Genomic DNA, 23,240 nt, shown 5'->3' with positions numbered 1-23,240 from the left:
GAGACGGCAGATACCGGACGATGGCGTCCAGGAGCGGGGCGATGTCCTCACTCCATGGCGTCGCATCGCACAGGACGGGCACAGCGTCGCCTATGCGCGTGCGGCGGCGGATGCGCTCGTGCAAGTGTTCGGGTGGGATCTCTCGCAGGCCGAGCGAATCTGCCGCGTCCTTTCCAACACCGTGGCCACGAGGTTGCGGTACCACTGCTGGGCGGCTTTCCAATGGCGGCCGTAGAACTCGGCGGCCATCGGTTCGAGCGCCCACATCGGGACCAGATCGATGACGCCTTCGAACTCGGTACCGATGCCGAGAGGAATCTGCAGCGTCAACGGCTCGGCCCCGCGCGTCTCGGCGATCGTGCGTACGCGGCGGTCGAAGTCGGCGGCGGGATCACCGAGTCCGGTCACCAGACATAGCCGTGCGACCTGGTGATCGTCGGCAACCCGCAGTATCGTCTCGAGTCGCGGAGCGTTCTTCACGGCAGCGTTCACGACCGCGATCACCCCGTCGGCTACCCGAATGGATCGCTCCAGGTCCGCGATGGGCGCATGGCTCGACAGCTCGGCGATATGGATAGTGTGATCGACGCGGCCCTTCGCCCAATGGACCGCGCCGGACCTGGTCCTGGCGAAACGTCGGAGCAGGCGGTGGACGACTCGTGTCGTCTCGCGGGGGTCCCCGATGATCGTGACGTTGCGGATCGACTGCGGGTCAATGGCTTTGGTGCCCATCGGCGTTGTGGTACTCCAGGTCGACTCGAGGGGTCTCGTCGCGTCCTCGATCCGCACTCACCGTACCTCCGCGCGCACATCGCCGGAGCGGAGTTCAGCCCCAAAATAGAACATGTTCCTATAACGTCGGGGTTGTGCAGAAAGAACAACGCCCTGCGGTGGCAGATTGGTTCACTGCGGACGACGGTGCGGTACGTCTCGTGGGAAGCCGCTGCGATGTCTGCGGGACACCATATTTCCCGCGGAACACGCTGGCCTGTCGCAACCCGCGGTGTGCAAGCCCGAAGGACGGCTCCGAACTGGTCGAGTACCTGTTCTCCACGCGTGGCCGGATCTGGTCATACGCGGATGCCCGGTACAAGCCGCCCCCGCCCTATGTCTCGCCCGATCCGTTCGAGCCGTATGTCGTCGCGGCGGTGGAGCTCGAGGTCGAGCGGATGGTGATTCTCGGGCAGGTCCAGCGCGGCTTCACGGTGGACGACCTGGCCGTCGGCATGCCGGTCGAACTGACCCTCGGCGTGCTGTACGAGGACGAGGACGCGGAGCACACGGTGTGGATGTGGAGGCCGGTCGATGCCTGACACGAATGATCGCGACATTGCCGTCCTCGGCGCCGGCATGCACCAGTGGGGCAAATGGGGGCGCAATTTCGTCGAATACGGGCTGGTCGCGGCGCGCGCGGCGCTGGCCGACGCCGGAGTGGACCACCTAGACGTCGGCTACATCGCCGGTGCGGACACGATCCGCAACGGATACCCCGGTTTCGTCTCCGGTGCGACATTTGCCCAGGCATTGGGCTGGTCGGGTGCGCGGATCTCGAGCAGCTACGCCGCCTGCGCCTCCGGTGCGCAGGCCATCGCCAATGCGCGTGCCCAGATCCTGGCCGGGTTGACCGATGTAGCGTTGGTGATAGGCGCGGATGCCGCCCCGAAGGGCTTCTTCCAGCCGGTCGGCGGTGAACGCCGCGACGATCCGGACTGGTTGCGGTTCCACCTGCTGGGTGCCACCAATCCCATCTATTTCGCGCTCTATGCCCGCCGCCGGATGGCGCTGCACGGTGCCACGCTCGACGATTTCGCCGCGGTCAAGGTGAAGAACGCCAAGCACGGCCTGAACAACCCGTACGCCCGCTACCGCAAGGAGGTTTCGGCCGAGGAGGTCGCGGCCTCAGCGATCGTCTCGGATCCGCTGCGGCTGCTCGACATCTGCGCGACCAGTGACGGGGGCGCGGCACTGGTGCTGACGTCGATGGAGTACGCCCGCCGCCACGGCGTCACCGACCCGGTCCGCATCCGGGCGCTGTCCACGGTCACGCCGACGTTCCCGAAAACTGTCCTCGACCTGCCGGATTTGGCGACGGACTCCACCGTCGCCGTCGAGGCACCGCCGCACACGTTCCGTTCCGCCATCGCGCACGCCGCGTACGAGGAGGCCGGGCTCGGGCCCTCCGACCTGTCCTTCGCGGAGGTCTACGATCTCTCGACCGCCCTCGAGTTGGACTGGTACGAGGACATCGGGCTCTGCGACACAGGCGGCGCCGAGGAACTATTGCGCAGCGGTGCAACAACTTTGGGTGGACGCGTGCCGGTGAACCCCAGCGGTGGGCTGGCCTGCTTCGGTGAGGCGATCCCCGCGCAGGCGATCGCTCAGATCTGCGAACTCTCGTGGCAATTGCGCGGCCGAGCCGACGGCCGCCAAATGGAGAACGCCCGTGCGGGCATCGCGGTGAATCAGGGCCTCTTCGGTCACGGCTCGGCAATCATCGCCACCCGCTGAACCATCAATGGGCGACCACGTCCTCGCCGAGGAATCCACCCGACTGGTGCCGCCACAGCTGCGCGTACGTTCCTTGCGCGCAGAGCAGCTGCTCGTGTGTCCCCTCCTCGACGACTCGCCCGTGGTCGAGCACCACCAGCCGGTCCATCCCCGCCACAGTGCTCAGCCGGTGCGCGACGACCAGCGCGGTACGCTCTTCCATCAACTCCCAGAGCGCTTGCTGCACAAGCAATTCGCTTTCCGAGTCGAGGGCGCTGGTGGCCTCGTCCAGGAGCAGGATGGGCGCGTTGCGCAGGATGGCCCTGGCCAGTGCGACGCGCTGGCGCTGGCCACCGGACAGTTTCACGCCGCGCTCGCCGATGAGTGTTTCCATGCCCTGTGGCAGCGCATCCGCGAACTCGGTGACGTGCGCGGCCTTGGCGGCCCGCAGGATCTCCTGGTCCGTGGCGTCGGGGCGCGCGAACCGGATGTTTTCGCGCAGAGTCCGGTGAAACATGGCCGGATCCTGTGGCACGTAGGCGATCAGACTGCGCAGATCCGCCTGCCGCAGCCGGCCGATGTCCTGCCCGCCGATCCGTATCGTTCCGGATTGGATGTCCATCAACCGCAGCAGCAGTTGGGTGATAGTGGTCTTGCCACCACCGGATCGCCCGACCAGGCCTACCTTGGCGCCGCTGGGCACGTGCAGATCCAATCCGTGGAACAGCTGCCGCGCACCCTCGTGCGTGAAGTTCACTCGCTCGAACCGCACGTCGAAGCTCTTGGGGCGCAATGGTTGCGGATGTTCGGTATCGAGCACCTTCGGTTCGTCGAGCAGCAGTTCGGTGAACTGCGCTGCCTCGGTGAGCACGGTCTCCAACCGCCGGTAGATCTGGTTGAACCGGAACATGATCCCGGTGGCGTTGAAGTAGTAGGTGAATGCCACCACAATGGCCTCCACCCCCGCATTCCCGCCGCTCAGTCCCAACGCGATCAGCAGGCCGATCACGTTGGTGAGCACCAAAAGCGGCGCCACCAGCGTATCTATCCGCAGGTTCGCATAATCCCAGGAACGCAACGACTTTCGCCGCGACGAGGCGACCCGCCGCCGATGTTCGGCCGCCTCCTGCGGTTCCGCAGCGAAGGCGCGCACCACCTGCATATTGGCCAGGCTGTCGGCCACATGCCCGGAAACCTGCGCAATGGCGGCCTCCCGGTCGTCGACCAGTTTTTGGCGGCGCTGGATCAAGGGCATGATGACCAGCGCGGTAACCACGATCATCCCGATCAGCACAACGACCAGCATGGGGTTGTAGCGCCACAAGACAACCGAGGCGAACAGCAGTGGCACCAGTGCCGCCAGGATCTCGAAGGCGAGGGTGTCCACGAACTGTTCGAACCGTGTCGCGAAACTGAGCGAGCGCTTCGTCAACGAACCGGCGAAGTTGTTGTGGAAGAACGCCGCGTCCTTGGCGAGCAGCTCGTCCATGGCAAGCACGTACAGATGCTCGATGCCGTAAGCGTCGACTCGGTTCAAGCAGTGAATCCCGATGCGCCACAGCAGTTCCGCGAGCAGCAGGGCGCCACCGAAGGCGAAAATATAGGAAGCCAGAGCCCCGAAACTCGTATCCCCGGTCACCACGACCCGACCGACCATCATGGCGACGATCAGCGGTGCGACGTACAGGTTGCAGACGTTACCAAGCGCAGGCGCCAACAGCGCCGGAATCGTTATAGCCTTGCGAGAGGCCATTTCCCGGCCATAAAAACGCAGCACCAGCTTGACCGCCGTCGCGCGTGAACTCATGCTCCCCCCTCGTCTCGAATTGAACGAGCGACGAGCAATGATCCCGCGTCATCCGGGTTACGGCCAGCGAATATTCGCGAGAATGGTCGGCGGGCCGCAGCTCACCGGCACTCAGCGGCAGATCTTGTCCGCGACATCGGCAGGTACGCCGATCTCTGTGCAGTGCAGCGCACTGCCGAGGTCCACGGGCTTCCAGCCTCCATCGGCCGCAACATAGTGGAACAAGACCTGGCTTCGGTTGACCGTATTGTTGTGGGTTCCCGTATGGGCCATCGCCCATTCACCCGCACAGTCGATTCGATCCTCGAGTTCGATCGGCTTCACCAACCGCGACTCGATATCAGTGCCTCGCAACGCTTCGAGCAAAACGACCTCGGTAACCGGGCACACCGGCGGCGAGCTCGCTGAACTCGGATCGATCACCTCCGTCGGGAAGTCACGATCCGGGGTCACCGTGCGATCGTCGGCGCCCAAGGTGAGAGTGACAATGTCCGGCCCACCCGAGGGACAGCAACTGGCGTCTTTACCCGTCAGCCAACGGTACTGGACCCGGACACTGCGATCGGACGAGCCGACCACCTGGGTATACGCAGTCGAGTTCATGGTCGCGGTGCCCAGATAACCTGCCTGGTTGAACAGCATCACGTGCCACGGTGAGCTAGCGGTGCCGCGCGGAGTCCCAGCGAGCACCCACAGCAGGGCGGGACAAGCGCCGACGGACGCGTCAGTGCCGCTGTCCGCGTAGAACCCATCACCGCCGACACCGGTACCGAGCGTGCCGAGCGCGGCTGTGACCACCCCCGACCTCAGATCGACGCATCTGCCGTTTCCGGCAGTGGCAGGAGCATTGTCACCAGCAGGCCGCGTGGCATCTGGTGACTGCTGAGTGACAGGAGGCTGAGCCGACCCCGGTACGGCGACAGTCGCGGAGTTCGACACCGACGACCCCCCGGACGTCTGCGTCGTCACGCCGTCCTGACATGCCGTCGCCAGGGTCACCGACGCGACCGCCACCAGGATGGCGATGATGCTCTTCATTGAGAGTCCTTTCCCCTCTGTACTACAGAGCACTTCGCGTTTTGCATGAAAATCGTTGCGCCCCTGCTTTCATGGGCACGCCGGATGCGTCCTCGTAACCGGCCGTCGGCATCACCGAGACAATCCTGAGGGCGGGCGATCGCGAGTCGAGCGCGGAGCGCTTGCTCTGGGGAGCGGACAGGCCGTGGTCGTCCCGTGCACTGGGCGGTGGCCGTCGGGGCGGTGCGAGCCTGCTCGTGTCGCGGGAGGCAGGCGTGGTGATCGCGACCGCCCTTGCCAGTCCGCGCGAGATCTATTCGGGATCTGTCCCATAGATCGAGCGGTGCTCCTTGGCGAAGGCGCGGCGGCCGAGCAGGCGCCAAGCGAGTCTGGCGGCGAACGGCATGTCGGCGAGGAACTTTCGTCGTTCGGCATGCTGTACCCCTTGCAGGATGAAGCCGAGAAACACCAACTGCCGGTCCTTGGGCACGGCGGCGCGTCCCCGTTCGCCGAGCGCCGCCCATTCGCGAGCGGTCATGACGCGTCCGGCGAGCGGCAGGATGAGTGCCTCTTCCTCGGCCATATGCTCGTCCAGCGCGGCGGCGAGCGACGACAGCGTGGCCATGAGATGCCCGCGCGCCTCAGGATGTGCCGATGCGGCGAATTCCTCGGCATGCCGATCCGCGCGGGCGATCAGTTCGGCGATCCGCTCATGCTGTTCCTCCATCCGCAGAATCAGTGCGCCGTCGGTCTTCGCCCGGCCGAGCAGCAGTGGCCACATCAACTCGTCCTCGGCGGCGTGGTGGTGATGCAGGCCGGTATCGAGTTCGGTGAGGAACTCGACGATGCGGCGCGCGCGGGCGATATCGCCGTCGGCGACACCGCCCACGAGGCCGGGCAGCGCGTTGAAGTGGCGGCGGAAGGCGCGGTGGACGAGCACCATGTCAGCGGTATCGGGGCGTTCGGTGGTCTGGGTCGCGGTGTTCATGGTTCGCACTGTGTGTCGATCCGCTTGTAGCGCAGTTGCAATAGACTTGGCCGGTCATGTTGCGGATTCACGTGCTCGGCTCGCTGGCCGCGCAGACCGAGCGCGGCAGCGTCGATCTCGGCGGACCACGCCAGCGCGGTGTGCTCGCCCTTCTGGTGGTGGCACGTGGCGCGGTCGTGCCGATCGACCGGCTGATCGACGATCTCTGGCGCGGTGAGCCGCCCCCGCGCGCACTCGGCGCGTTGCAGGCCTACATTTCCCATTTGCGTAAGCTCCTCGAGCCGGATCGGCTGCCCCGCTCGCGGGCCACCGTGCTGGTGAGTCAGGCGCCGGGATACGCGTTGCGGCTCGCCACTGAGGCGGTGGACGCCTGGCAGTTCGAGGCCGAACTACGCGGCGCGCCAACGGATCCGGCAGGACGACGACGCAGCCTCGAACAGGCGCTCAGCCGATGGCACGGCCCGGCATTCGCCGAGTTCAGCGACGAATCGTGGGCCCAGCCCGAAGCACACCGGCTCGAGGAACTACGTCTGGCCGCGCGCGAGCGACTGGCCGCGACACTGGTCGAGCTCGGTGACCCGACCGCCGCTGCCGCGGAAGCGGATGCGCTGACGAGTACGCATCCGCTGCGCGAGGAGGCGTGGCGTATTTCGGCGCTGGCACGGTTCCATGCGGGGCGACAAGCGGACGCGCTCGCGGCGCTGCGTGCCGCCCGCGCCGTACTCGCGGACCAACTCGGCATCGACCCCGGCCCTGCCCTGGTTCAACTCGAGGTCGATTTGTTGGCGCAACGCATCCCCGTCGATCTGCCCGCACCGGCTTCTTTTCCGTCGCCGACACCAGAACCCCCTGCGGTGCATTCCGAATTCGTCGGCCGGACAAGGGAACTGGATGAGCTGCGGCGGGCTACACATGCGCGCGGCGCACCTCGTGTCGCGGCCGTGATCGGGGAAGCCGGCAGCGGCAAATCCCTCCTGCTGCAGCGGTTTCGGGCCGAGCTGGCGGCCAGTGGCTGGCGCGCGGTCACGGGCCGCTGTCCCGAGGAGGACGGCGCACCACCGGCCTGGGCCTGGGTGGAGGCGCTGCGCGAGCTCGCCAGCACGATCGATCCCGGCCGATACGCCGAGTCGCTGGAGCCATTGCTCACCGACCGGCAGCGCGAGTTCGGCGCCGATGCCTCCGTCGGGCGATTCCTACTGCATCGTGCCGTCGGTGCGTACCTGGACGAGGCGGCACGGCAGCAACCGCTCGCGGTATTCCTCGACGACCTGCACCGCGGGGACTCCGAGACGGTCGCCCTGCTCGGCAGCGTGGCGAAATCGGCCGCGATCCTGATCGTGATCGCCTACCGTCCCGACGAGATCGGGATGCCTCTGGAAGACGCGCTGGCCTCGCTCGCCACCGCGACAACAGCGCGGATACGCCTGCGCGGCCTGGATTTCGACGATGCGGCGGTTCTCATCAGGTCGGTAGCGGGTCATGATCCCGATCGGACAACGATCGAGGCACTGGCCGAACGCACCGACGGGAATCCCTTCTACCTCATCGAAAGTGCTCGTCTACTCGCCAGTGAGGGCGCGCTCGTGGCGACTTCGGAGGTACCGGAAGGCGTTCGCGACGTGCTGCGCCGACGCTTCGCACGGCTACCCGAGCTCAGCGTGTCGGTCCTGCGCCTCGCCGCGGTGATCGGGCGCGAATTCGACATCGAGGTGCTGATCGGCGCGGCCGAAATCGACGAGGACGAGGTCCTCGATGCCGTGGAGGCGGGCGTGCTCGCCGGGCTGCTCGACGAACCGGGTCCCGACCACGCGCGCTTCGCGCACGCGCTCGTCCGCGACACCTTGCTCGGTGACCTGTCCCGCATCCGGCGACGCCGCTGGCATCTGCGCATCGCCGAGTCGATCGAGCGCGCCCGGCCGGACGACCTGTCGGCGCTCGCGCACCATTTCGGGGAGGCGCTCACCGCGGCGACGGCACGGCGGGCCGCCGACTACGCTCGCGCGGCGGGTGAACAGGCCGAACGCCGATTCGCCCACGATGTCGCGGCCGAAAGTTATGGTCGGGCCGTCATCGCGCTCGAAAGGATCACCGGCGCGGATACGACGGCCGAGCGGGTCGCCGCGCTTTCACGGATGAGCAGGAGCCACCTCGCCGCCGGTGACGGCCCGCAAGCTCGCGATGCACGCGATCGCGCGGTGTCGGCGGCCGACACGCCTGAATTGCTCGTCGGGGCGCTCACTGTATGGGACACGCCGACTCCCTGGCTGAACCGCGCATACGGGTCCGTCGACCAACGGGCGGTTGCCCGCATCGACGAGGCGCTGCTGACACCCGGGCTCACACCGCAGGCACGCTGCCGACTGCTCGTCGCGCTCGTCCGCGAGATCGGCGGAGAGCTGCACGAACGAGCACTCGACGCGGCAGAGGAAGCCGAAGCGCTGGCACGTGGACTCAACGATCCTGGACTACTTGGGCTCGCCTTGCAGGCGCGGACTTCTGTGTACGACACATCAATTCCGCTCGCCGATCGTGAACGGCTCGCCACCGAGTTGATCCGCCTCGGCGAGGACAATGATCTTCCCGCCTTCGCCCTGATCGGCCATAACGCCGCCCTCCAAGTTGCCGCGGCCCGCGGCGACGTAGACCGCGCGAATACCGAACTCACGGCCGCGGCGCTGCTGGCCGACCGCTATCAATGGCGCCAGGCCCAAGCCGCGAACGCCATGGGCCGTGCGATGATCGCCCACCTGAAGGGGAATCTCGAAGCGGCGGAACAGCATTATCAGCAGGCCCACGAATTGTTCAGGCGCCACAAAGTCTTCGATTCGGACGGCAACCTGCTGATCGCTCTCTTCACCATCCGTCTCACGCAGGGCCGGATCGGCGAATTCGCACCGCTGTTAACCGATATGTTCACCCGACTCGGAACTTCGGGCAACGACCTCATCGTCGACCCGCTCGCGTTGGTGCTGCTGGCGACCGGGGACCGGCGCGGCGCACAAGCGGCAACACAGGCTCGCCGCCCCTTGCGTACCGACTTCTTCCGCTCGCTCTTTCTCACGGTGCGCGGCATAGCCGTCGCGAGTCTCGAACAACGCGCCGAAGCAGCGCAGGTGTACCAGCAGCTGCGCACCTACACCGGTCAGATCGCCGGCGCGGATACCGGCGCACACGCCGCGGGACCGGTCGACACCGTGCTCGGCGACCTCGCGGCGCTGCTCGGAAAAGCCGATCGAGCGGCCGAGCACTACGCTGACGCCGAACGCCTCGCCCGCCGCTGCGGATGCCGAGAGTGGATTACCGCCGTGCACAACCGCATCGGTTTACAAGCCGACTACTAGTCACGCCCGGAAGCTGGTAGCAGATCACGCATAAGCCAGCAGAAGGAGCACCGCCATGCCCACCGATCGACAGCTCAAGACCCTGAACACCATCCACCGCACGGTGATGAAGCTCAGCGGCGGCATCCTCGGCACAACTTTCAAAGGCATGCCGACGATCACCCTGACCACCATCGGCCGCAAATCCGGCCGACCACACACCGTCGTCCTCACCACACCCATCATCGACGGCGACACGATCATCATCGTCGCCTCCCGCGGCGGTGATCCCACCAACCCGGCATGGCTGCACAACCTGCGCGCGAACCCCGCAGTCGAGGTTTCACTCGAGCACGGCCCGAACCGGCCGATGACCGCTCGCATCCTGTCGCCGGCCGAGCGGGGCAAACTCTGGCCCGACGTCATCGCAGCACATCCCGGCTACGCCGACTATCAGGAAATGACGACCCGAACAATTCCTCTGGTCGCCCTGACACCGCTCACCGATGAGATCGACGCCCGACCGATCCGATAGCCGTCGCCCGCCCAGCGGCACGCACGGGCCGTTATCGACTGTCGTAGCCGCACCGGCGGGGCAATTCCCGCAGCTCAGCTGGCTCTCCCCGGTTCAGCCCCGACCGGTGGCCAGCGTCGATGTCGGCCACTGCGCCCACGATTCGGTCCTCATGGTTCCGGCCTACCCGTATGTGGGTCACGACCTCACAGTGCCCGCCCAACTGACGGTGGGTGTACCCGGTCTAGAAGGATGTGTGCGAGTAGCCCGAGTGCAAGGAGAAATCGAAAGTGGAACGCATCGGCGTGATCGGCGGCGGCACCATGGGTGCCGGTATCGCTGAGGTAGCCGCCCGCGCGGGCGGGTCGGTCCTGGTTCTCGAACGCGACACCGAGGCGGCTGATGCCGCCATCGGGCGTATCGAGAAGTCCCTGGCCCGCGCGGTGAAGTCCGGCCGCCTCGAACAGGGCGCCGCCGACGTGGCCCGCGCCCACATCACCCTCACCACGTCGATCGACGATTTCGCCGACCGCCAGTTGGTCATCGAGGCCGCGCCGGAGATCGAATCGCTCAAGGCCGACTTCTTCACCAAGCTGGATGCCATCGTCTCTCCCGAGACCATCCTTGCCACCAATACCTCGTCGATCCCGGTGATCCGGCTGGCCAATGCCACCGCCAACCCGGGCCGGGTGGTCGGTGTGCATTTCTTCAACCCGGTCCCGGTACTGCCGCTGGTCGAGATTGTCGTGACTCTCAAGACCGAGCGAGCGGTCGTCGACAAGGTGACCGCCTACGCCCGCGACGTGCTGGATAAGCGCACCATCGAATCCAAGGATCAGGCCGGCTTCATCGTCAACGCCCTGCTGATCCCCTACCTGTGCAGCGCGATCCGCATGTTCGAGACGGGTTTCGCCAGCGCCGAGGACATCGACGAGGGGATGGTCAGCGGCTGCGCCCATCCGATGGGTCCGCTGCGCCTGACCGACACGGTCGGCCTGGATGTCACGCTCGCCGTCGCCGAGTCCCTCTACGCCGAGTTCGGCGAACCCCAGTACGCACCGCCCGTACTGCTGCGCCGCATGGTCGACGCGGGATACCTGGGCCGCAAGACCGGCCGCGGTTTCTACACCTACTGATCCGTCATGAAGTCGTCCGCCCGCGCGACGAGTGCGGGCGGACGACGCACCGGTGAGCGGCGGATCGCGGCACTGTCGTTCCCTGGGGCCCGGGCTAGGCGAGGACAACCTCGAGCGGCACCGTGTTGCGTACGGTGTGCCCCACCGGCGAGCTGCCCACCACCTTGGCGTGCAACTGCGCGAGCTGCTCCGGGGAGGCGTCGGAGTCGATCCGCACAGTCGCGGTTACCGATTCGAAGCCAGCATGTCCCTCCGCGAGCCCCAGGAAAACTCGCAGGTCGAGGTCGCCTTTCAGGTCTACCTGCAGGCTGTCGACGCGGATACCGGCGATCGTGGCGTTCGCCGCGTACCCGACCGCAAGGCAGTTGCCGAGCGCAGCGAGCAGCTGCTCCACCGGATTCGGTGCACTATCGCCGCCCCCGAGGGTGGTCGGCTCATCCGACGGCGTTGGCGAAAAGTTGCGCACCCGCGCCTCCGAGCCGAACGCACCCTTCCAGGTCACGTGGGCCGCCCACGTGGTCTGCGCCTTGGCCGGATCGACCTGGATCGCTTTCACCAAGCCACCGACGGCGTCGAGGTCGACCTCATTGAGAAGAGTATTGGTATCGGCGGTCACGAATGCTCCCTGGATGTGCCGGAATTCCCCTGCGGCACATAATTTTGCGCGCCAGATCCAGATCCGGACACGATTTCACGCAGCGAGAATCTATCGGTTCTACAAGGTTGTTCGCACGCCGAAAATGCGCTGTTCGGCGAACCTGGGCAGCGATATCTCGAAATCGCCTTGCTCGCGGGTATCCACGGCATCCCAGCATCCAACCAACACCACAGTGCAACGTCTTCTCGGCCGAGCAAGACCTCACGGCGATGGTTCGGACCTACCGAGCTGGATACCCTGATGAACCTGCCCGGCGTCCGGCGATCGGCTAGCCGCCGACTCCTGAACCGTTGAGCGCGAAGGCGATCAATCGATCGCCACGCTCGGACCCTGCATGTTCGCGGGACCAGTTTGCGGCGTTTCTGAAGGTGACAACGTCCTCGCTGGTGTGGCACGAGTCGGGGCTGGCCAAGCCCCGCTGCGCAAACGCCATCGAGAGGCTACGGCGCGAACGCGACCACGCTGAGAATAACGAGGAACTCGGTCGCGGCTGCTCCCGCAGCGGACTGCAGCAACGGTTATCACGCGACAAGCCGCTCCGTGCCGGTCTAGCCGATGTCGGCCGGGGCACGTCTTGAGCCGCAGGACGCATTGCAGTTCGGCGTCCTGATCGCGGTTGGGTCAGGCGGCGGGGCGGGATGAGGGCATCAAGGCGCCCTCCATGACCTCGGTCCACCATTCTTGCAGTGGACTGGGGTCGGGCCACTGCACGGTATCCGCGTCGTGACCATTGCGCGGGGTGGATGTTGATGTGCTGGTGGGTGTTTCGGTGTTCACGGGTGATCGTCTTTCACTACGGGCCGATAGAGGCTCTAAGGGCACGGTAATCAGTAGTGAGGCAGTCGTAATCGTTGTCTGTGTCGAGCGGAGTGATCCAGGCTTGGTCGATTCGGTCGGACATCGCGGCAGAATCGAAGGCGGCGCGTATCCGTTCGGCGAGCGGGTGCAGCGTGCCGGTGTCCAGGCCGGTGTCGGTGTCGCTGTCACGGACGGGAATGTTCTGTTCGGCAAGGTCGAGGTCGCTGCCTGCGGGGAGTGTGGGCATCGCGGTTTCCTTCCTCGAACGTGGTCATCAGCTGGTCGCATGGAAGGGACCGGGTGGGCCCGGAAGAACGTGTGCCGACCGAGCCCTTCGGTGTTGCGCCGCCCGGGTCAGGCGTTGATCACCTGGCGTTCGCGGTCACCATGGGCAACCTCGATCTTGCGCGGTTTGGCCTTCTCCGCGACCGGGATCGTCAACCGCAGCACCCCGTCGCGGTAGTCGGCGCGGATCTGGTCGGTGTCGAGGTTCTCGCCCAAAAACAGCTGGCGGCTGAACACACCGCGGGTGCGTTCCGCGGCGATCATCGACCGCCTCTGATCGAGTTCCGGGCGCGACGCACGCACCGTGACCACGTTGCGTTCGACATCCAAGTCCAGTGAATCCGGGTCGATACCGGGCAAATCGAACTCCACGAAGAACTCGTCACCCTCGCGCCAGGCATCCATCGGCATTACCGCCGGGCGGGCCGGCGTGCCGAACACCTGCTGGGTCAAACGATCCAGATCGCGGAAGGGATCGGTGCGCATCAGCATGGTCGCCACCTCCAGTTCACTCCATTCTCGATCGAAGGGAACCTAGATAACCTATGTCATCTGACAGAGATATTATCTAGCACTTGCCCCAGAAGACTGCAAGTACCTGCGGGAGGTAATCTGGAGCAGAACGCAGTGAGGAGCGAGATGTCGTTGGGTGGACAAGATCGACACCTACCCGGTGCAGGTCAGGCGGTGTATGCGATTTCGGTCGCCGCTGACCTCGCTGGGATCGGGATACAAACGCTGCGCCTGTACGAGCAGCACGGGCTGATTACTCCTGCCCGCAGCCCTGGCGGCACCCGCCGCTACAGCGGCGACGATCTGGCGCGGCTGGCGCGCATCACCACGCTGGCGGGGCAAGGGATCAACCTCGCTGGGATCGCACGCATCCTCGATCTAGAAGACGCCAATACCGCGCTCACCGCAGAACGCGACCAGCTACGCAACAGCGGAAACCATCACCGGCCGTGACAACCCCGGCTGTGATCATCTCAGCGAGCCGATAGCTGTCCGCAATTCGTCGGTCGCCTCGCAGTGCGTGCTCTCGGGTATCTCAACCAGCATTCGGGGATCGATGGCTTCGGCAAGACCGACCCCGAATCGGCAGGATCATCGCCACGATGACATTGCAGGGCGGCAGGCAGACCGCCGCGACCCTGCTCGATCATCGAGATCACCCCGGCCAGCTGCCACCCGTGCGCGCGTCGCAAACGGTTGCGCATCTGGGCAATTCCGTCCTCGTCACCAACCCTGAACCTTCTCCTTCGCGCGCCGCGGGGGTACACGCAAGGCGCCCCCATGGGGACATCCATTTCACCTTGGTTGCAGTCCGGCCCCAGCCGAGCATCACTTTCGAATTCGATGCGGTATACGCGATTGCGAGGGGTTGCTGTGCCGTAACGTGCCAGCCATCGTCGAGGCCACACCCGGTGAGGATGAGGCTCTGACCTTCACGCTAACTCTTTCACTTGAGGTAAACTGCTGTTTGCTCATTGGTGTCCATAAGGTGAACGCGACGGAGTGATGATGAACATTTCCGACGGCGTAGTGGACGTGATCGCTCGGACGGCCGATGCGACGACGACGGCGGCCGGTGCCGTGGGCGGCGCTGCTGTCGAGGGTATGGTCGGCGGTATTCGTGGCGCCGCGGCCGGTGTGAAGCACGGGCTCGGCAGCGGCAGCCACTCGACACCGGCGGCGGTGTTGACATTGGCGGCGATCGGCGCCACGGGGCTGGTGGACTGGCCGGTGCTGCTCGGCATCGGCGGCGCTGCCCTGGTGGTCCATCGTCTCGCGCACCAATCGGGCCGACAGCCTGCGTCCGCCGTCGGCGATCGGGCCGGACAGACCCCGAGCAGCACACAGAGGGCAGACACACAACCCACTACCGCGACGAAGACGACCCCCGCGTCCAAGACCACGGCCCGGGCACGACGCTCGTCGAGCCAGGGTTAGTCCTCGACGTGGACTTGGGCCTACTGATACAGACCGCTTCGTCACTGCCCGCGCGCGCCGTCGGGGCGGGTGCGCGGTCGGCCGCTGGCGCCGCCGCCGCTGGTGTGGAGCTGGTCAGCCTGCCGGTGCGCACGATATTCGATCGCCGGGTGGTCGAGGCGGTCACCCAGGCCTCATCGGAACTGCTCGGTGGTAGGACGGCTCGGCGACGTTGGTGCGGCCGGCGCCGCTGCTGGATCGAAGTGCGTGGCCTGGACGGCCATGACCCGCACAACGAGCTGGGTCCCGAGGTGCTCGCCGCCGTACGTTCGCATCAGGGCGTGATCTCGGTGACGCTCAACTATCCGCTGTCGCGGGTCATCGCCGAGGTGAACGACCCGACCATCGTCGACGAGCTGTGCGCAGTGGTGGACGCTGTCGAACGCCGGCATCAGTCCGTTTCGGGCCTCCAGCCGGTTGATTTGCCCGCCGACGGTGTCGCGCTGGCCGGCAGCGCGGTTTCGGCTGCGGTGAACGCGGTGGGTCTGGGTGTCGCGCTGGCCGGCCGGGTGGCCGGTTGGCGACGGCTGCCAGCAGGCCTCAACGCCGTTGTCGCACTCGTCGATCACCAACCACGGCTGCGTCGTGCGGTCGAACAGCGCCTCGGCATCGGCGCCGCTGATAGCGCGATCGCGCTGGCCGCTGCCGCCGCGTACACCGTCACTCAGCAACCGGCGTCGCTGGGCGTCGAGATATTCATCCACATCGCGAAAGCCGCCGAGACCCGCGCCGCGGCCACGCTCTGGCGACGCCGCGAACCCCGTCTCGCAACGCACGCGAGATGTGTCGACGGTATCCGCCCCGGCTACCGACCGGCACCGCTGCCGCCTGGACCGGTCGAGCGCCACGCAGACCGCAGCGCGGCAGCGCAAGCGGCCGCCGCACCGGCGATCGGCATGCTCACCGGCGACCTCGACGCCGCCGCAGGTGCCGTCACCGTCGCCGCTCCGAAAGCCGCTCGCACCAGCCGGGAGTCGTTCGCCGCGACACTCGCCCGCAACCTGGCCGATCGGTACGGTGTGTTGCCGTTGCGGCCCCAGGTTTTCCGATGCCTGGACCGGATCGATGCGGTGGTGGTCGATCCGCGGGTGTTGTGCTCCGATGAACTGCGGGTCGCGCGCATCCGCGGTGTGCCCGAGCACGAGCGGGCGGTGGCATGGCAGTGGGCACAGGAGCGATTGGACCGTAGCGCTTGGCGGCCCGGGTGGCAGCCGGTTCCGGGGCAGCTGTGCGGCAATGGCGGGGGCGGCGCGGTGCTCGTGCGGTTCGCACATCATCCGCTGGCGGCGGCGGTGCTGCGCGAAGTGCGCTGCAGCGGGGCGGAGGCGGTGTCGCTCGACGTCGATATGCTCGACGACCTGCGCTCGTCGTTCGACGATCTCGATCCGGTGCCCCGGCCCGTCGATGAAGCGCTGGCCGACGCGGTGCACCGGTTGCAGCGGGAGGGTCGCACAGTGGCGGTGCTGTCGAGTGCCGCCGGCCAGGCACTGGCCGATGCCGACGTCGCGATCGGTGTCACCGCCGGCGGTCCGCCGCCGTGGCACGCCGATGTACTCGTCGACGACCTGCAGGACGTGTGGCGGATCCTGCATGCCGTGCCCGCGGCCCGTAAAGCCAGCGAGCGCGGCGTCGAAATCGCCGCCGGTGCTTCCCTGCTAGGTGCGTTGCTGATGATTCCCGGTGTCCGCAGCCTCGGCTCGGGCCCGGTCAGCGCGGGGGCCGCCGCTGGCGCTTGGACGGGATACCGGCTTGCCCGCGCAGCGCTCGCAAGCCCACCGCCTCCTACCGCGAGTGTGCACGAATGGCACGCCATGTCCGTCGAACACGTGCGTCGTGTGCTGGCGTCGAAGGCCGTCGAGGCAGATAAGCGAGCGGAGTCGGTGTCTGCGGCTTATCCCGCGCAGTCGGTCATCGCGCCGGTGCGCCGAGCGATGGGGGATTTCGTCGGCGCGATGCGCGCGGAACTGTCCGACCCGCTGGTCCCGGTGCTCGCGGTCGGCTCGGCGGCCAGCGCGGTACTCGGCTCGCCCGTCGACGCGATCCTGGTCGGGTCGGTGCTCGCCGGGAACGCGGCCATGGCCGCGACTCAGCGGATCCGGGCCGAACGGCTGCTGCGGCGACTGCTGGCCGACCAGGCCCCACCGGCGCGCAAGCTGGTCGACGCCGATCGCTACGCGATGGTCGACGCCACCGACTTGCGACCCGGTGACCTCATCGAGGTACGGCCCGGTGAAGTCGTGCCCGCCGACGCTCGGCTCACCCATGCGCTCGACGTGGAAGTCGACGAATCGTCATTGACCGGGGAATCGCTGCCGGTGCCGAAACAGGTCGGCGCGACACCGGCCGCGCCCGTCGCCGAACGAGCCTGCATGCTCTACGCCACCACGACCGTGGTCGCGGGCATCGCGGTCGCGATCGTCACCGACGTCGGCGAACAGACCCGAGCACGTCGTGCTACCACCACCGCACACGAAGACAGCCCCGCGGTCGGTCTGCAGACACAACTGAAAGATCTCACGAACAAGACATGGCCGTTCAGCCTCGTCGGCGGCGGATTGGTCACGGCGCTCGGACTGTTGCGGCGCACCGGTCTGCGCCAGGCGGTCAGCAGCGGTGTCGCCGTCGGCGTGGCTGCGGTCCCGGAGGGGCTGCCGCTGGTCGCGACGCTGGCGCAGCAGGCATCGGCACGGCGACTGAGCCATGCGGGCGCGCTGGTGCGAAGTCCGCGATCGGTCGAGGCCCTCGGCCGTGTCGACGTGGTGTGTTTCGACAAGACCGGGACGCTCAGCGAGAACCGACTCCGCGTGACCAGGGTGCATGCCGCTTCCGATTTGTCCGCCGACGATGTGCTCATCCACGCCCTGCGGGCCACCCCGCTCGCTAACGGCGAGCCGCACGAACACGCCACCGACCGCGCGGTCGCCGACGCTGGGCGACACTTGAACCACGGCGAGCCGGCGGCACATCTGCCGTTCCGGTCCGGTCGCGCCTTCTCGGTCTCCGTGCACGATACGCAGTTGTCGATCAAGGGAGCGCCGGAGGTGGTGCTCGCCGCATGCGACGATGCCGACGACGCGGCACAGCTGCAGGTGCGCGAGATGGCCGCCGAGGGACTGCGGGTGATCGCCGTCGCCACCCGGCAGCTTTCGGCGACGCAGGCCCGCTCGGTGCGCGACGACAGCGGCGCCTTCGCCGAATTGTGCGGCGCTGGATTGCGATTCGCCGGATTGCTCGGCATATCGGACACGCCGCGCCCGGACGCGACCGAGGTGCTGGCCGAGCTGGCCGAGCGCGGCATCGCGGTGCGGCTGATCACCGGTGACCATCCCGTGACGGCCACCGCCATCGCCGCCGAAGTCGGCATGTCCATCGACGATGATCAGGTGATCAGCGGGCCCGAATGGGAGGCCCTGTCGCGGCACGAACAAGAGCGGGCGGTGCAGAGTCGGCGCGTGTTCGCCCGGATGTCCCCCGAGCACAAGGTGCAGATCGTCGAGACGATTCAGCGGCTGGGTCACGTGTGCGCCATGGTCGGCGACGGCTCCAACGACGCAGCGGCCATCCGCACCGCAACCGTCGGCATCGGCGTGGCCGCACGCGGCAGCGACCCTGCGCGCACCGCGGCGGACGTCATGCTGCTCGACGGGCGAATCCGCGCATTGCTGGACGCCCTCGATGAGGGCCGTCAACTGTGGCGGCGCGTGCAGTCGGCGGTGGCCGTACTACTCGGCGGCAACGCCGGCGAGGTGGCTTTCGCGATCGCGGGCACTGCCCTGACCGGGCGGGCACCGCTGAACACCCGCCAACTGCTGCTGGTCAACATCCTCACCGATGCGCTGCCCGCCGCGGCACTCGCGGTCAGCCCGCCCAGCGCCGAGTCGCGGTACACCGGTCGCGGACCCGACCGAGCCGCGTTGTGGCGGACGGTAGCGGTGCGGGGCGCGACGACCGCCTGCGCGGCCATGGTCGCGTGGGTGCAGGCGAAATTCACCGGCCGAAGACAGCGCGCCTCGACGGTCGCGTTGGTGGCATTGGTGACCACCCAGCTGGGACAGACGCTCATCGACTCCCACAGCCCGCTGGTTGTCGCCACCGCGGCCGGTTCACTGCTGGTCCTGGCCGTGCTGATCAGCACCCCAGGGGTCAGCCAACTACTCGGCAGCACACCCCTGGGCCCGATCGGCTGGTGGCAGGCGCTGTCCACTGCCGCCGTCGCCACCGCCATCGCCGCTATCGTTCCCCGACTGTTCACCAAGGGCGGTCGACAGCGGGATAATCAGTCGAGGATCTCGATGACCCCCAGACGCCAGAGCACCGCGTACACCTCGCGCAACGGCACCGTCAGCACCTGCGTCAATGCGCTCGTCAAGGGATCCGAGCTCACGCCAACACCATTACTCATCACACTGGACACCATGCGGATGCCAGGAGTCGAATACTCGAACACACCATGACCGGGAGGCAACACATGGCCGAAAAATCAATAACCGGCCACCGAAACGCCGTCGACCGGGTGCTGGCCGCCCAAGGTTTCGCGCTGGATCTGCCGGGGCTCGGCCGGGTCCACCTCCCCCGGCCCGAACAGTTGGCGTACTACGGGGCCCTCGGCGCCCTGGCCGCGGCGGAGATCATCGAATGGCCCGTAGTGGTCGTCCTCGCGACCGGTCACTGGCTGGTGCAGAATCAGCACAACCGCGTCGCCCACCAGATCGGCGAAGCCCTCGAAGACGCCTAGACCAGCGCACCCGACCCCGGCACCCGCGGTGCCGCGATCGGATGCGCTGCTCAGCCCGGAGCTGGCTCGCCGCTGCCTCGAACTGCCGCTCCGGGGTCGCCGGGCGCGGACTGAGCACGTCGGATTGTCAGCGCGCTCCGCACGTCCCCGTGGGGGTGTACCGGCAGGGGTTCTCGGTGCGGCCACGGTACTGATCGTGGCCGCCGCTGCCGGAGCGCACTCCGTAACCGTAACCGCTGTTCTGCTGACTGTGGTCACTGCTGTTCGGACGCGAACCCGCTCCGTAGCCATGACCGCCGCCGGGGCTGTGCGAATCCCGAGGGCCAGCCGTGGCCGCGAAAAGGTGCGGCGAGGCGACCGTCACCAGCACCAGCGCGATGGCGAACACCGTCGCGACCACCACTCGACGTACCGTCCAGAACTTCGTGGCGATCTCCATAAGACATCTTCCCCTCAATTAACGTACCGCTATATAACGACACATTAATCGATGGTACGTCATGAAGGGAAGGTGTTTTTCCGGATTTCTGCACAACCGAGACAGTCACGCTCAGGGCGTCACAGTCAGGTCATGCGGTCGTGGAGCGAGCCTGTCCTATGTCGCGGGACGGAGCTGTACGCAGCATTCGCCGGCTTTCGGCGCCAGCTCGGCGGTGACGGAATCGGCCCGCAGTCCGGTGAGCACGCCGGCGAGATAGGCGCGATTGAGTCCACACACCAGGTCGGGTGCCTGCGCGGCCAGGGGATGGAACGGGCAGTTCCGAAGCCGGATGCAGTCCGGCGTGGCGCGGACGGGTTCGAATCCGTGCTCGGCGAGCCACGTGTGGAGCAGGGTCATGGCACGTTCCGCGCCGAGTCGACCGGGCCGCAAACGCTTCCGCATGGCCGCTCCGATTCCCACACCACGCTCGGCTGCCACCCGCCGCACCGCGGCTCGGGCGGTCTCGTCGGAAGTCTCGGTGAGTACCGCGCCGATCAGGATGTCGGCCAGCACCTCGTGGCGTCGGTCGGGGATATTCACCCGAACTTCGGTATCGGTGGGCTCGTAAACCTTCGGCGCCCGACCGACCCGCCGGATCCCGCCGACCTGTTCGTATCGAGCCTGCAGCAAGCCGGCGTCGACGAGCTTGTCCAGATGGAATGCGGCCAGCTTCCGCGAGATTCCGACCTCCTCGGCGGCTTCGTCGCGGGTGACCGGGCGCCCGGCAGCGCGGATGAACCAGAACATGCCGCGGCGCAGCTCATCGTCCAGCGCGGCCACCGCGCCGATCGCCGATTCACTGGTCACACGACCACAATAACGCCGACTGTGTTGGTCGGAACGCGTTGGGTACCCGACCAGCGAGGGCAACTTGACCAGCGCAAGCAATAACACCAATAATCTTTGGTGTAACCAGTCAGGAGACATCATGGGTATCGCAGCATTGATCCTTTGGCTGCTCACCGCCGTCGGTGGGTTTGTCCTGCTCGGCACCTGGATCGCCAAGGGCGGTGCACGCCAACCGAGTGCGAGCCATCTGCCCGTACCGGTCCTATTCGGGCATTTCGCGCTCGCCGTCGTCGGGCTTGTCGTGTGGATCGTCTACCTCGCCATCGACAACGACGCCCTTGCCTGGATCGCATTCGCACTGCTGATCCCGGTGGCACTGCTGGGATTCGTCATGCTGCTGCGTTGGCTGCCCGTCTACCGGGCACGCACCGAAACCGCAGCGACAACAAACCCAGAACCGGCCGAGAAACACTTCCCGGTTGCCGTCGTGGGCGGCCACGGCGTCCTTGCCGTCACCACCGTGGTCCTCGTATTGCTCACCGCCCTCGGCGTCGGCGGGAACTGATCACCGTGTCCCAGCCCGCACTACGAGTAGTCCACGACCCCGCGACCACCATCGACCTGGTCGCCGCCGAGCTCGCCGCCCGGAACTTCCTGACCGCGCTCGGCGTCGGCCTCGACGACGAACACCTGCACGCCACCCCCGGTCGGATGGCCCGCGCCTACGCCGAACTGTTCACCCCACGCCCGTTCGATCTGACCACCTTCCCCAACGACGAAGGCTACGACGAACTCGTACTCGCCCGCCGCATCCCGCTGCGGTCGGTCTGCGAACACCACCTCTTACCCTTCGTCGGCGTCGCATACGTCGGCTATCTACCCGGTGACCGCATCCTCGGGCTGTCCAAACTCGCCCGTATCGTCGAGCATTTCTCTCGCCGTCCCCAGGTCCAGGAACGACTCACCAAACAGATCGCCGACTGGCTCGCCGAACAGCTTCAACCCAAAGGCGTCGGCGTGGTCATCGAAGCCGAGCACACCTGCATGACACTGCGCGGCGTGCAAGCAGCCGGAACCACTACCGTGACCTCCACCCTTCTCGGCTCCCTCCGTGAAGACGCCCGCTCCCGCCAGGAATTCCTCTCCCTCACCGGCATCGCCCCCTGACCGGTCCGGACAACGGCGACAATTCCAGAACGGTTGGTGGCTGGACCGAGCCCATGTCCGCGCGGTAACCGTTACCGTTACCGACGAAGCGTGGCCCATCCAGTGGAAGGCATGCATGTCGAGAACGATCCTGTACCCATCCGACGAGTTGATCCGAACCGTGACCGCCACCTTGCTCGGATCCAACCAACAGTGGGACTCGACTCCCCTCTTTTTCGGCCTCACCCTCGCGGGACCGGATCAGATCGGCGTTCTCACCCAGCCGACATCGGCTGACCCGCCGTTCCAGGATTTGGCGACGCTGGTGTTCTCGCAGGCGCCTCGTAAGACGCTGTGGGGGTTCGGATTCCACACGGAATCGGCGCTGATGCGGACGGCCGACGCGCGGGGCAATCTTTGGACGGCGTCCCGGGACCGACCCGGTGCCGATATCGCGGAAACGTTCCGATCGGCCGAATACGGCGTACCGGACGATCCGATCGATCGAGAGCTGTGGGTAGCCGCGGTAGCACTCGCGGCGCTGTGACGCCTTGACCTTCGGAACCGTCAAACCAGATTGTCGAAGTCAACCCCGGCGTGGTCGATGTCAGCCTCGCAAGCCCTGCACCGGCTTGTGCGTGTGGGCTTCGATATCCGCAATGGCCGCGTACAGCAGTTGGTGGGCCAGATCCTGCAGCGCACGGGCACAAGCGAGCTCATCGCCGATGGCGGGAACATTCTCGTCGGCGGGATTGGCGTGCGCGGACCCGGCCGCGATCAATGGCCCATCGTCACGGCCGAGTAGCTGCGCTTTTACTTTGGTCAGGCGATCGATTTCTTCGATGGCGATGGCGATGTTCCAAGTTTTCGACGGCATTCGCACTGCCCTCCAGATCAGTAGGGACTGTGTCGCTACACCTCCAATATCGCACCACCATGGCTCGCGCACACCATGCTCGGTTCGGCGAATTTGCTGACCATGCGCTCGCACCGGGGCGATACCCTTAGGCAGGGAGGTTTGGCCGGAAAGGAAATAATGTGGGGCAACCGCGACATGGGCCGCATCACGCGTAGCCGCTGGCTGATCGTC

23 protein-coding genes and 2 pseudogenes are annotated in these 23,240 nt (G+C 66.7%); 12 read left to right on the top strand and 13 right to left on the bottom strand.

Going from position 1 to position 23,240, the window contains the following annotated elements; genetic code table 11:
- Positions 1 to 90: 90 nt before the first annotated feature.
- Positions 91 to 732 carry a hypothetical protein gene (locus tag ACQP2U_RS07385; RefSeq protein WP_433713985.1) on the bottom strand — a complete coding sequence of 214 codons (642 nt, stop codon included), beginning with the start codon at positions 730 to 732 and terminating at the stop codon, positions 91 to 93.
- A 158-nt stretch (positions 733 to 890) separates the two neighbouring features.
- On the opposite strand from ACQP2U_RS07385, the gene ACQP2U_RS07380 reads away from it, so the two are divergent.
- The gene (locus ACQP2U_RS07380; protein ID WP_433716391.1) at positions 891 to 1,313 is read left to right on the top strand and encodes a Zn-ribbon domain-containing OB-fold protein; all 423 of its coding nucleotides are present in this window, start codon (positions 891 to 893) and stop codon (positions 1,311 to 1,313) included.
- Entirely contained in the window at positions 1,306 to 2,508 is a 1,203-nt protein-coding gene (locus tag ACQP2U_RS07375; protein WP_433713984.1) for a lipid-transfer protein, read from the top strand. The genes ACQP2U_RS07380 and ACQP2U_RS07375 overlap by 8 nt, the downstream gene beginning before the upstream one ends.
- A gap of 4 nt (positions 2,509 to 2,512) precedes the next feature.
- Here the strand turns inward: ACQP2U_RS07375 and ACQP2U_RS07370 are convergent, their stop codons facing one another.
- From ACQP2U_RS07370 to ACQP2U_RS07360, 3 genes are all read right to left on the bottom strand, one after another.
- Positions 2,513 to 4,294, bottom strand: coding sequence for an ABC transporter ATP-binding protein (locus ACQP2U_RS07370; protein WP_433713983.1), 1,782 nt, complete (start codon positions 4,292 to 4,294; stop codon positions 2,513 to 2,515).
- A gap of 111 nt (positions 4,295 to 4,405) precedes the next feature.
- Complete coding sequence (locus tag ACQP2U_RS07365; protein WP_433713982.1) at positions 4,406 to 5,332, bottom strand: LppP/LprE family lipoprotein; 927 nt, start codon at positions 5,330 to 5,332, stop codon at positions 4,406 to 4,408.
- A 292-nt stretch (positions 5,333 to 5,624) separates the two neighbouring features.
- Positions 5,625 to 6,299 carry a hemerythrin domain-containing protein gene (locus ACQP2U_RS07360; protein WP_433713981.1) on the bottom strand — a complete coding sequence of 225 codons (675 nt, stop codon included), beginning with the start codon at positions 6,297 to 6,299 and terminating at the stop codon, positions 5,625 to 5,627.
- Positions 6,300 to 6,355: 56 nt separating this feature from the next.
- Between ACQP2U_RS07360 and ACQP2U_RS07355 the strand changes: the two genes are divergently transcribed.
- The 3 genes from ACQP2U_RS07355 (at position 6,356) to ACQP2U_RS07345 (ending at position 11,269) form a co-directional block, all read left to right on the top strand.
- Complete coding sequence (locus tag ACQP2U_RS07355; protein ID WP_433713980.1) at positions 6,356 to 9,640, top strand: BTAD domain-containing putative transcriptional regulator; 3,285 nt, start codon at positions 6,356 to 6,358, stop codon at positions 9,638 to 9,640.
- Positions 9,641 to 9,695: 55 nt separating this feature from the next.
- Positions 9,696 to 10,154, top strand: a complete 459-nt coding sequence (locus tag ACQP2U_RS07350) for a nitroreductase family deazaflavin-dependent oxidoreductase (RefSeq protein ID WP_433713979.1) — start codon at positions 9,696 to 9,698, stop codon at positions 10,152 to 10,154.
- Between the two features lie 269 nt (positions 10,155 to 10,423).
- Entirely contained in the window at positions 10,424 to 11,269 is an 846-nt protein-coding gene (locus ACQP2U_RS07345) for a 3-hydroxybutyryl-CoA dehydrogenase (RefSeq protein ID WP_433713978.1), read from the top strand.
- Between the two features lie 94 nt (positions 11,270 to 11,363).
- Here the strand turns inward: ACQP2U_RS07345 and ACQP2U_RS07340 are convergent, their stop codons facing one another.
- The 4 genes from ACQP2U_RS07340 to ACQP2U_RS07325 form a co-directional block, all read right to left on the bottom strand.
- A complete protein-coding gene (locus ACQP2U_RS07340) occupies positions 11,364 to 11,885 on the bottom strand; it encodes an OsmC family protein (protein ID WP_397034999.1) in 522 nt (173 codons plus the stop codon).
- A gap of 663 nt (positions 11,886 to 12,548) precedes the next feature.
- The gene (locus ACQP2U_RS07335; protein WP_433713977.1) at positions 12,549 to 12,704 is read right to left on the bottom strand and encodes a hypothetical protein; all 156 of its coding nucleotides are present in this window, start codon (positions 12,702 to 12,704) and stop codon (positions 12,549 to 12,551) included.
- 16 nt (positions 12,705 to 12,720) lie between these two features.
- A complete protein-coding gene (locus tag ACQP2U_RS07330; protein ID WP_433713976.1) occupies positions 12,721 to 12,972 on the bottom strand; it encodes a hypothetical protein in 252 nt (83 codons plus the stop codon).
- 107 nt (positions 12,973 to 13,079) lie between these two features.
- Positions 13,080 to 13,502, bottom strand: a complete 423-nt coding sequence (locus ACQP2U_RS07325; RefSeq protein ID WP_433713975.1) for an Hsp20/alpha crystallin family protein — start codon at positions 13,500 to 13,502, stop codon at positions 13,080 to 13,082.
- 147 nt (positions 13,503 to 13,649) lie between these two features.
- On the opposite strand from ACQP2U_RS07325, the gene ACQP2U_RS07320 reads away from it, so the two are divergent.
- Positions 13,650 to 13,976 carry a MerR family transcriptional regulator gene (locus tag ACQP2U_RS07320; protein WP_397035002.1) on the top strand — a complete coding sequence of 109 codons (327 nt, stop codon included), beginning with the start codon at positions 13,650 to 13,652 and terminating at the stop codon, positions 13,974 to 13,976.
- A gap of 179 nt (positions 13,977 to 14,155) precedes the next feature.
- On the opposite strand, the pseudogene ACQP2U_RS07315 reads toward ACQP2U_RS07320, so the two are convergent.
- Positions 14,156 to 14,305, bottom strand: a pseudogene (locus ACQP2U_RS07315) (hypothetical protein); the annotation flags it as partial.
- 223 nt (positions 14,306 to 14,528) lie between these two features.
- Here ACQP2U_RS07315 and ACQP2U_RS07310 point away from each other — a divergent pair.
- Positions 14,529 to 14,960, top strand: coding sequence for a hypothetical protein (locus tag ACQP2U_RS07310; RefSeq protein ID WP_433713974.1), 432 nt, complete (start codon positions 14,529 to 14,531; stop codon positions 14,958 to 14,960).
- Positions 14,961 to 15,895: 935 nt separating this feature from the next.
- Positions 15,896 to 19,177 (top strand): annotated as a pseudogene (locus ACQP2U_RS07305) (cation-translocating P-type ATPase); the annotation flags it as partial.
- A 98-nt stretch (positions 19,178 to 19,275) separates the two neighbouring features.
- Here the strand turns inward: ACQP2U_RS07305 and ACQP2U_RS07300 are convergent.
- Complete coding sequence (locus tag ACQP2U_RS07300; RefSeq protein WP_433716390.1) at positions 19,276 to 19,401, bottom strand: Rv1535 domain-containing protein; 126 nt, start codon at positions 19,399 to 19,401, stop codon at positions 19,276 to 19,278.
- Between the two features lie 66 nt (positions 19,402 to 19,467).
- Between ACQP2U_RS07300 and ACQP2U_RS07295 the strand changes: the two genes are divergently transcribed.
- On the top strand, positions 19,468 to 19,734 hold the full coding sequence (locus tag ACQP2U_RS07295; RefSeq protein WP_433713973.1) for a hypothetical protein: 267 nt from the start codon (positions 19,468 to 19,470) through the stop codon (positions 19,732 to 19,734).
- Positions 19,735 to 19,861: 127 nt separating this feature from the next.
- On the opposite strand, the gene ACQP2U_RS07290 is transcribed toward ACQP2U_RS07295, so the two are convergent.
- Both ACQP2U_RS07290 and ACQP2U_RS07285 read right to left on the bottom strand, forming a co-directional pair.
- Complete coding sequence (locus ACQP2U_RS07290) at positions 19,862 to 20,173, bottom strand: hypothetical protein (RefSeq protein WP_433713972.1); 312 nt, start codon at positions 20,171 to 20,173, stop codon at positions 19,862 to 19,864.
- A 156-nt stretch (positions 20,174 to 20,329) separates the two neighbouring features.
- Positions 20,330 to 21,022 carry a helix-turn-helix transcriptional regulator gene (locus ACQP2U_RS07285; protein ID WP_433713971.1) on the bottom strand — a complete coding sequence of 231 codons (693 nt, stop codon included), beginning with the start codon at positions 21,020 to 21,022 and terminating at the stop codon, positions 20,330 to 20,332.
- 121 nt (positions 21,023 to 21,143) lie between these two features.
- Here ACQP2U_RS07285 and ACQP2U_RS07280 point away from each other — a divergent pair, with 121 nt between their 5' ends.
- The 3 genes from ACQP2U_RS07280 (at position 21,144) to ACQP2U_RS07270 (ending at position 22,697) form a co-directional block, all read left to right on the top strand.
- On the top strand, positions 21,144 to 21,569 hold the full coding sequence (locus ACQP2U_RS07280; RefSeq protein WP_433713970.1) for a hypothetical protein: 426 nt from the start codon (positions 21,144 to 21,146) through the stop codon (positions 21,567 to 21,569).
- A gap of 5 nt (positions 21,570 to 21,574) precedes the next feature.
- A complete protein-coding gene (folE, locus tag ACQP2U_RS07275; protein WP_433713969.1) occupies positions 21,575 to 22,171 on the top strand; it encodes a GTP cyclohydrolase I FolE in 597 nt (198 codons plus the stop codon).
- A 115-nt stretch (positions 22,172 to 22,286) separates the two neighbouring features.
- Positions 22,287 to 22,697, top strand: a complete 411-nt coding sequence (locus ACQP2U_RS07270) for a hypothetical protein (protein ID WP_433713968.1) — start codon at positions 22,287 to 22,289, stop codon at positions 22,695 to 22,697.
- A 60-nt stretch (positions 22,698 to 22,757) separates the two neighbouring features.
- On the opposite strand, the gene ACQP2U_RS07265 is transcribed toward ACQP2U_RS07270, so the two are convergent.
- Positions 22,758 to 23,027, bottom strand: coding sequence for a DUF1876 domain-containing protein (locus ACQP2U_RS07265; protein WP_397035010.1), 270 nt, complete (start codon positions 23,025 to 23,027; stop codon positions 22,758 to 22,760).
- Between the last annotated feature and the right edge of the window lie 213 nt (positions 23,028 to 23,240).

Origin of the sequence: Nocardia sp. CA-084685, assembly GCF_050955785.1 — a bacterium.
In the GTDB taxonomy this organism is placed as follows: domain Bacteria; phylum Actinomycetota; class Actinomycetes; order Mycobacteriales; family Mycobacteriaceae; genus Nocardia.
This window is presented reverse-complemented; position numbering and strand designations above follow the sequence as displayed.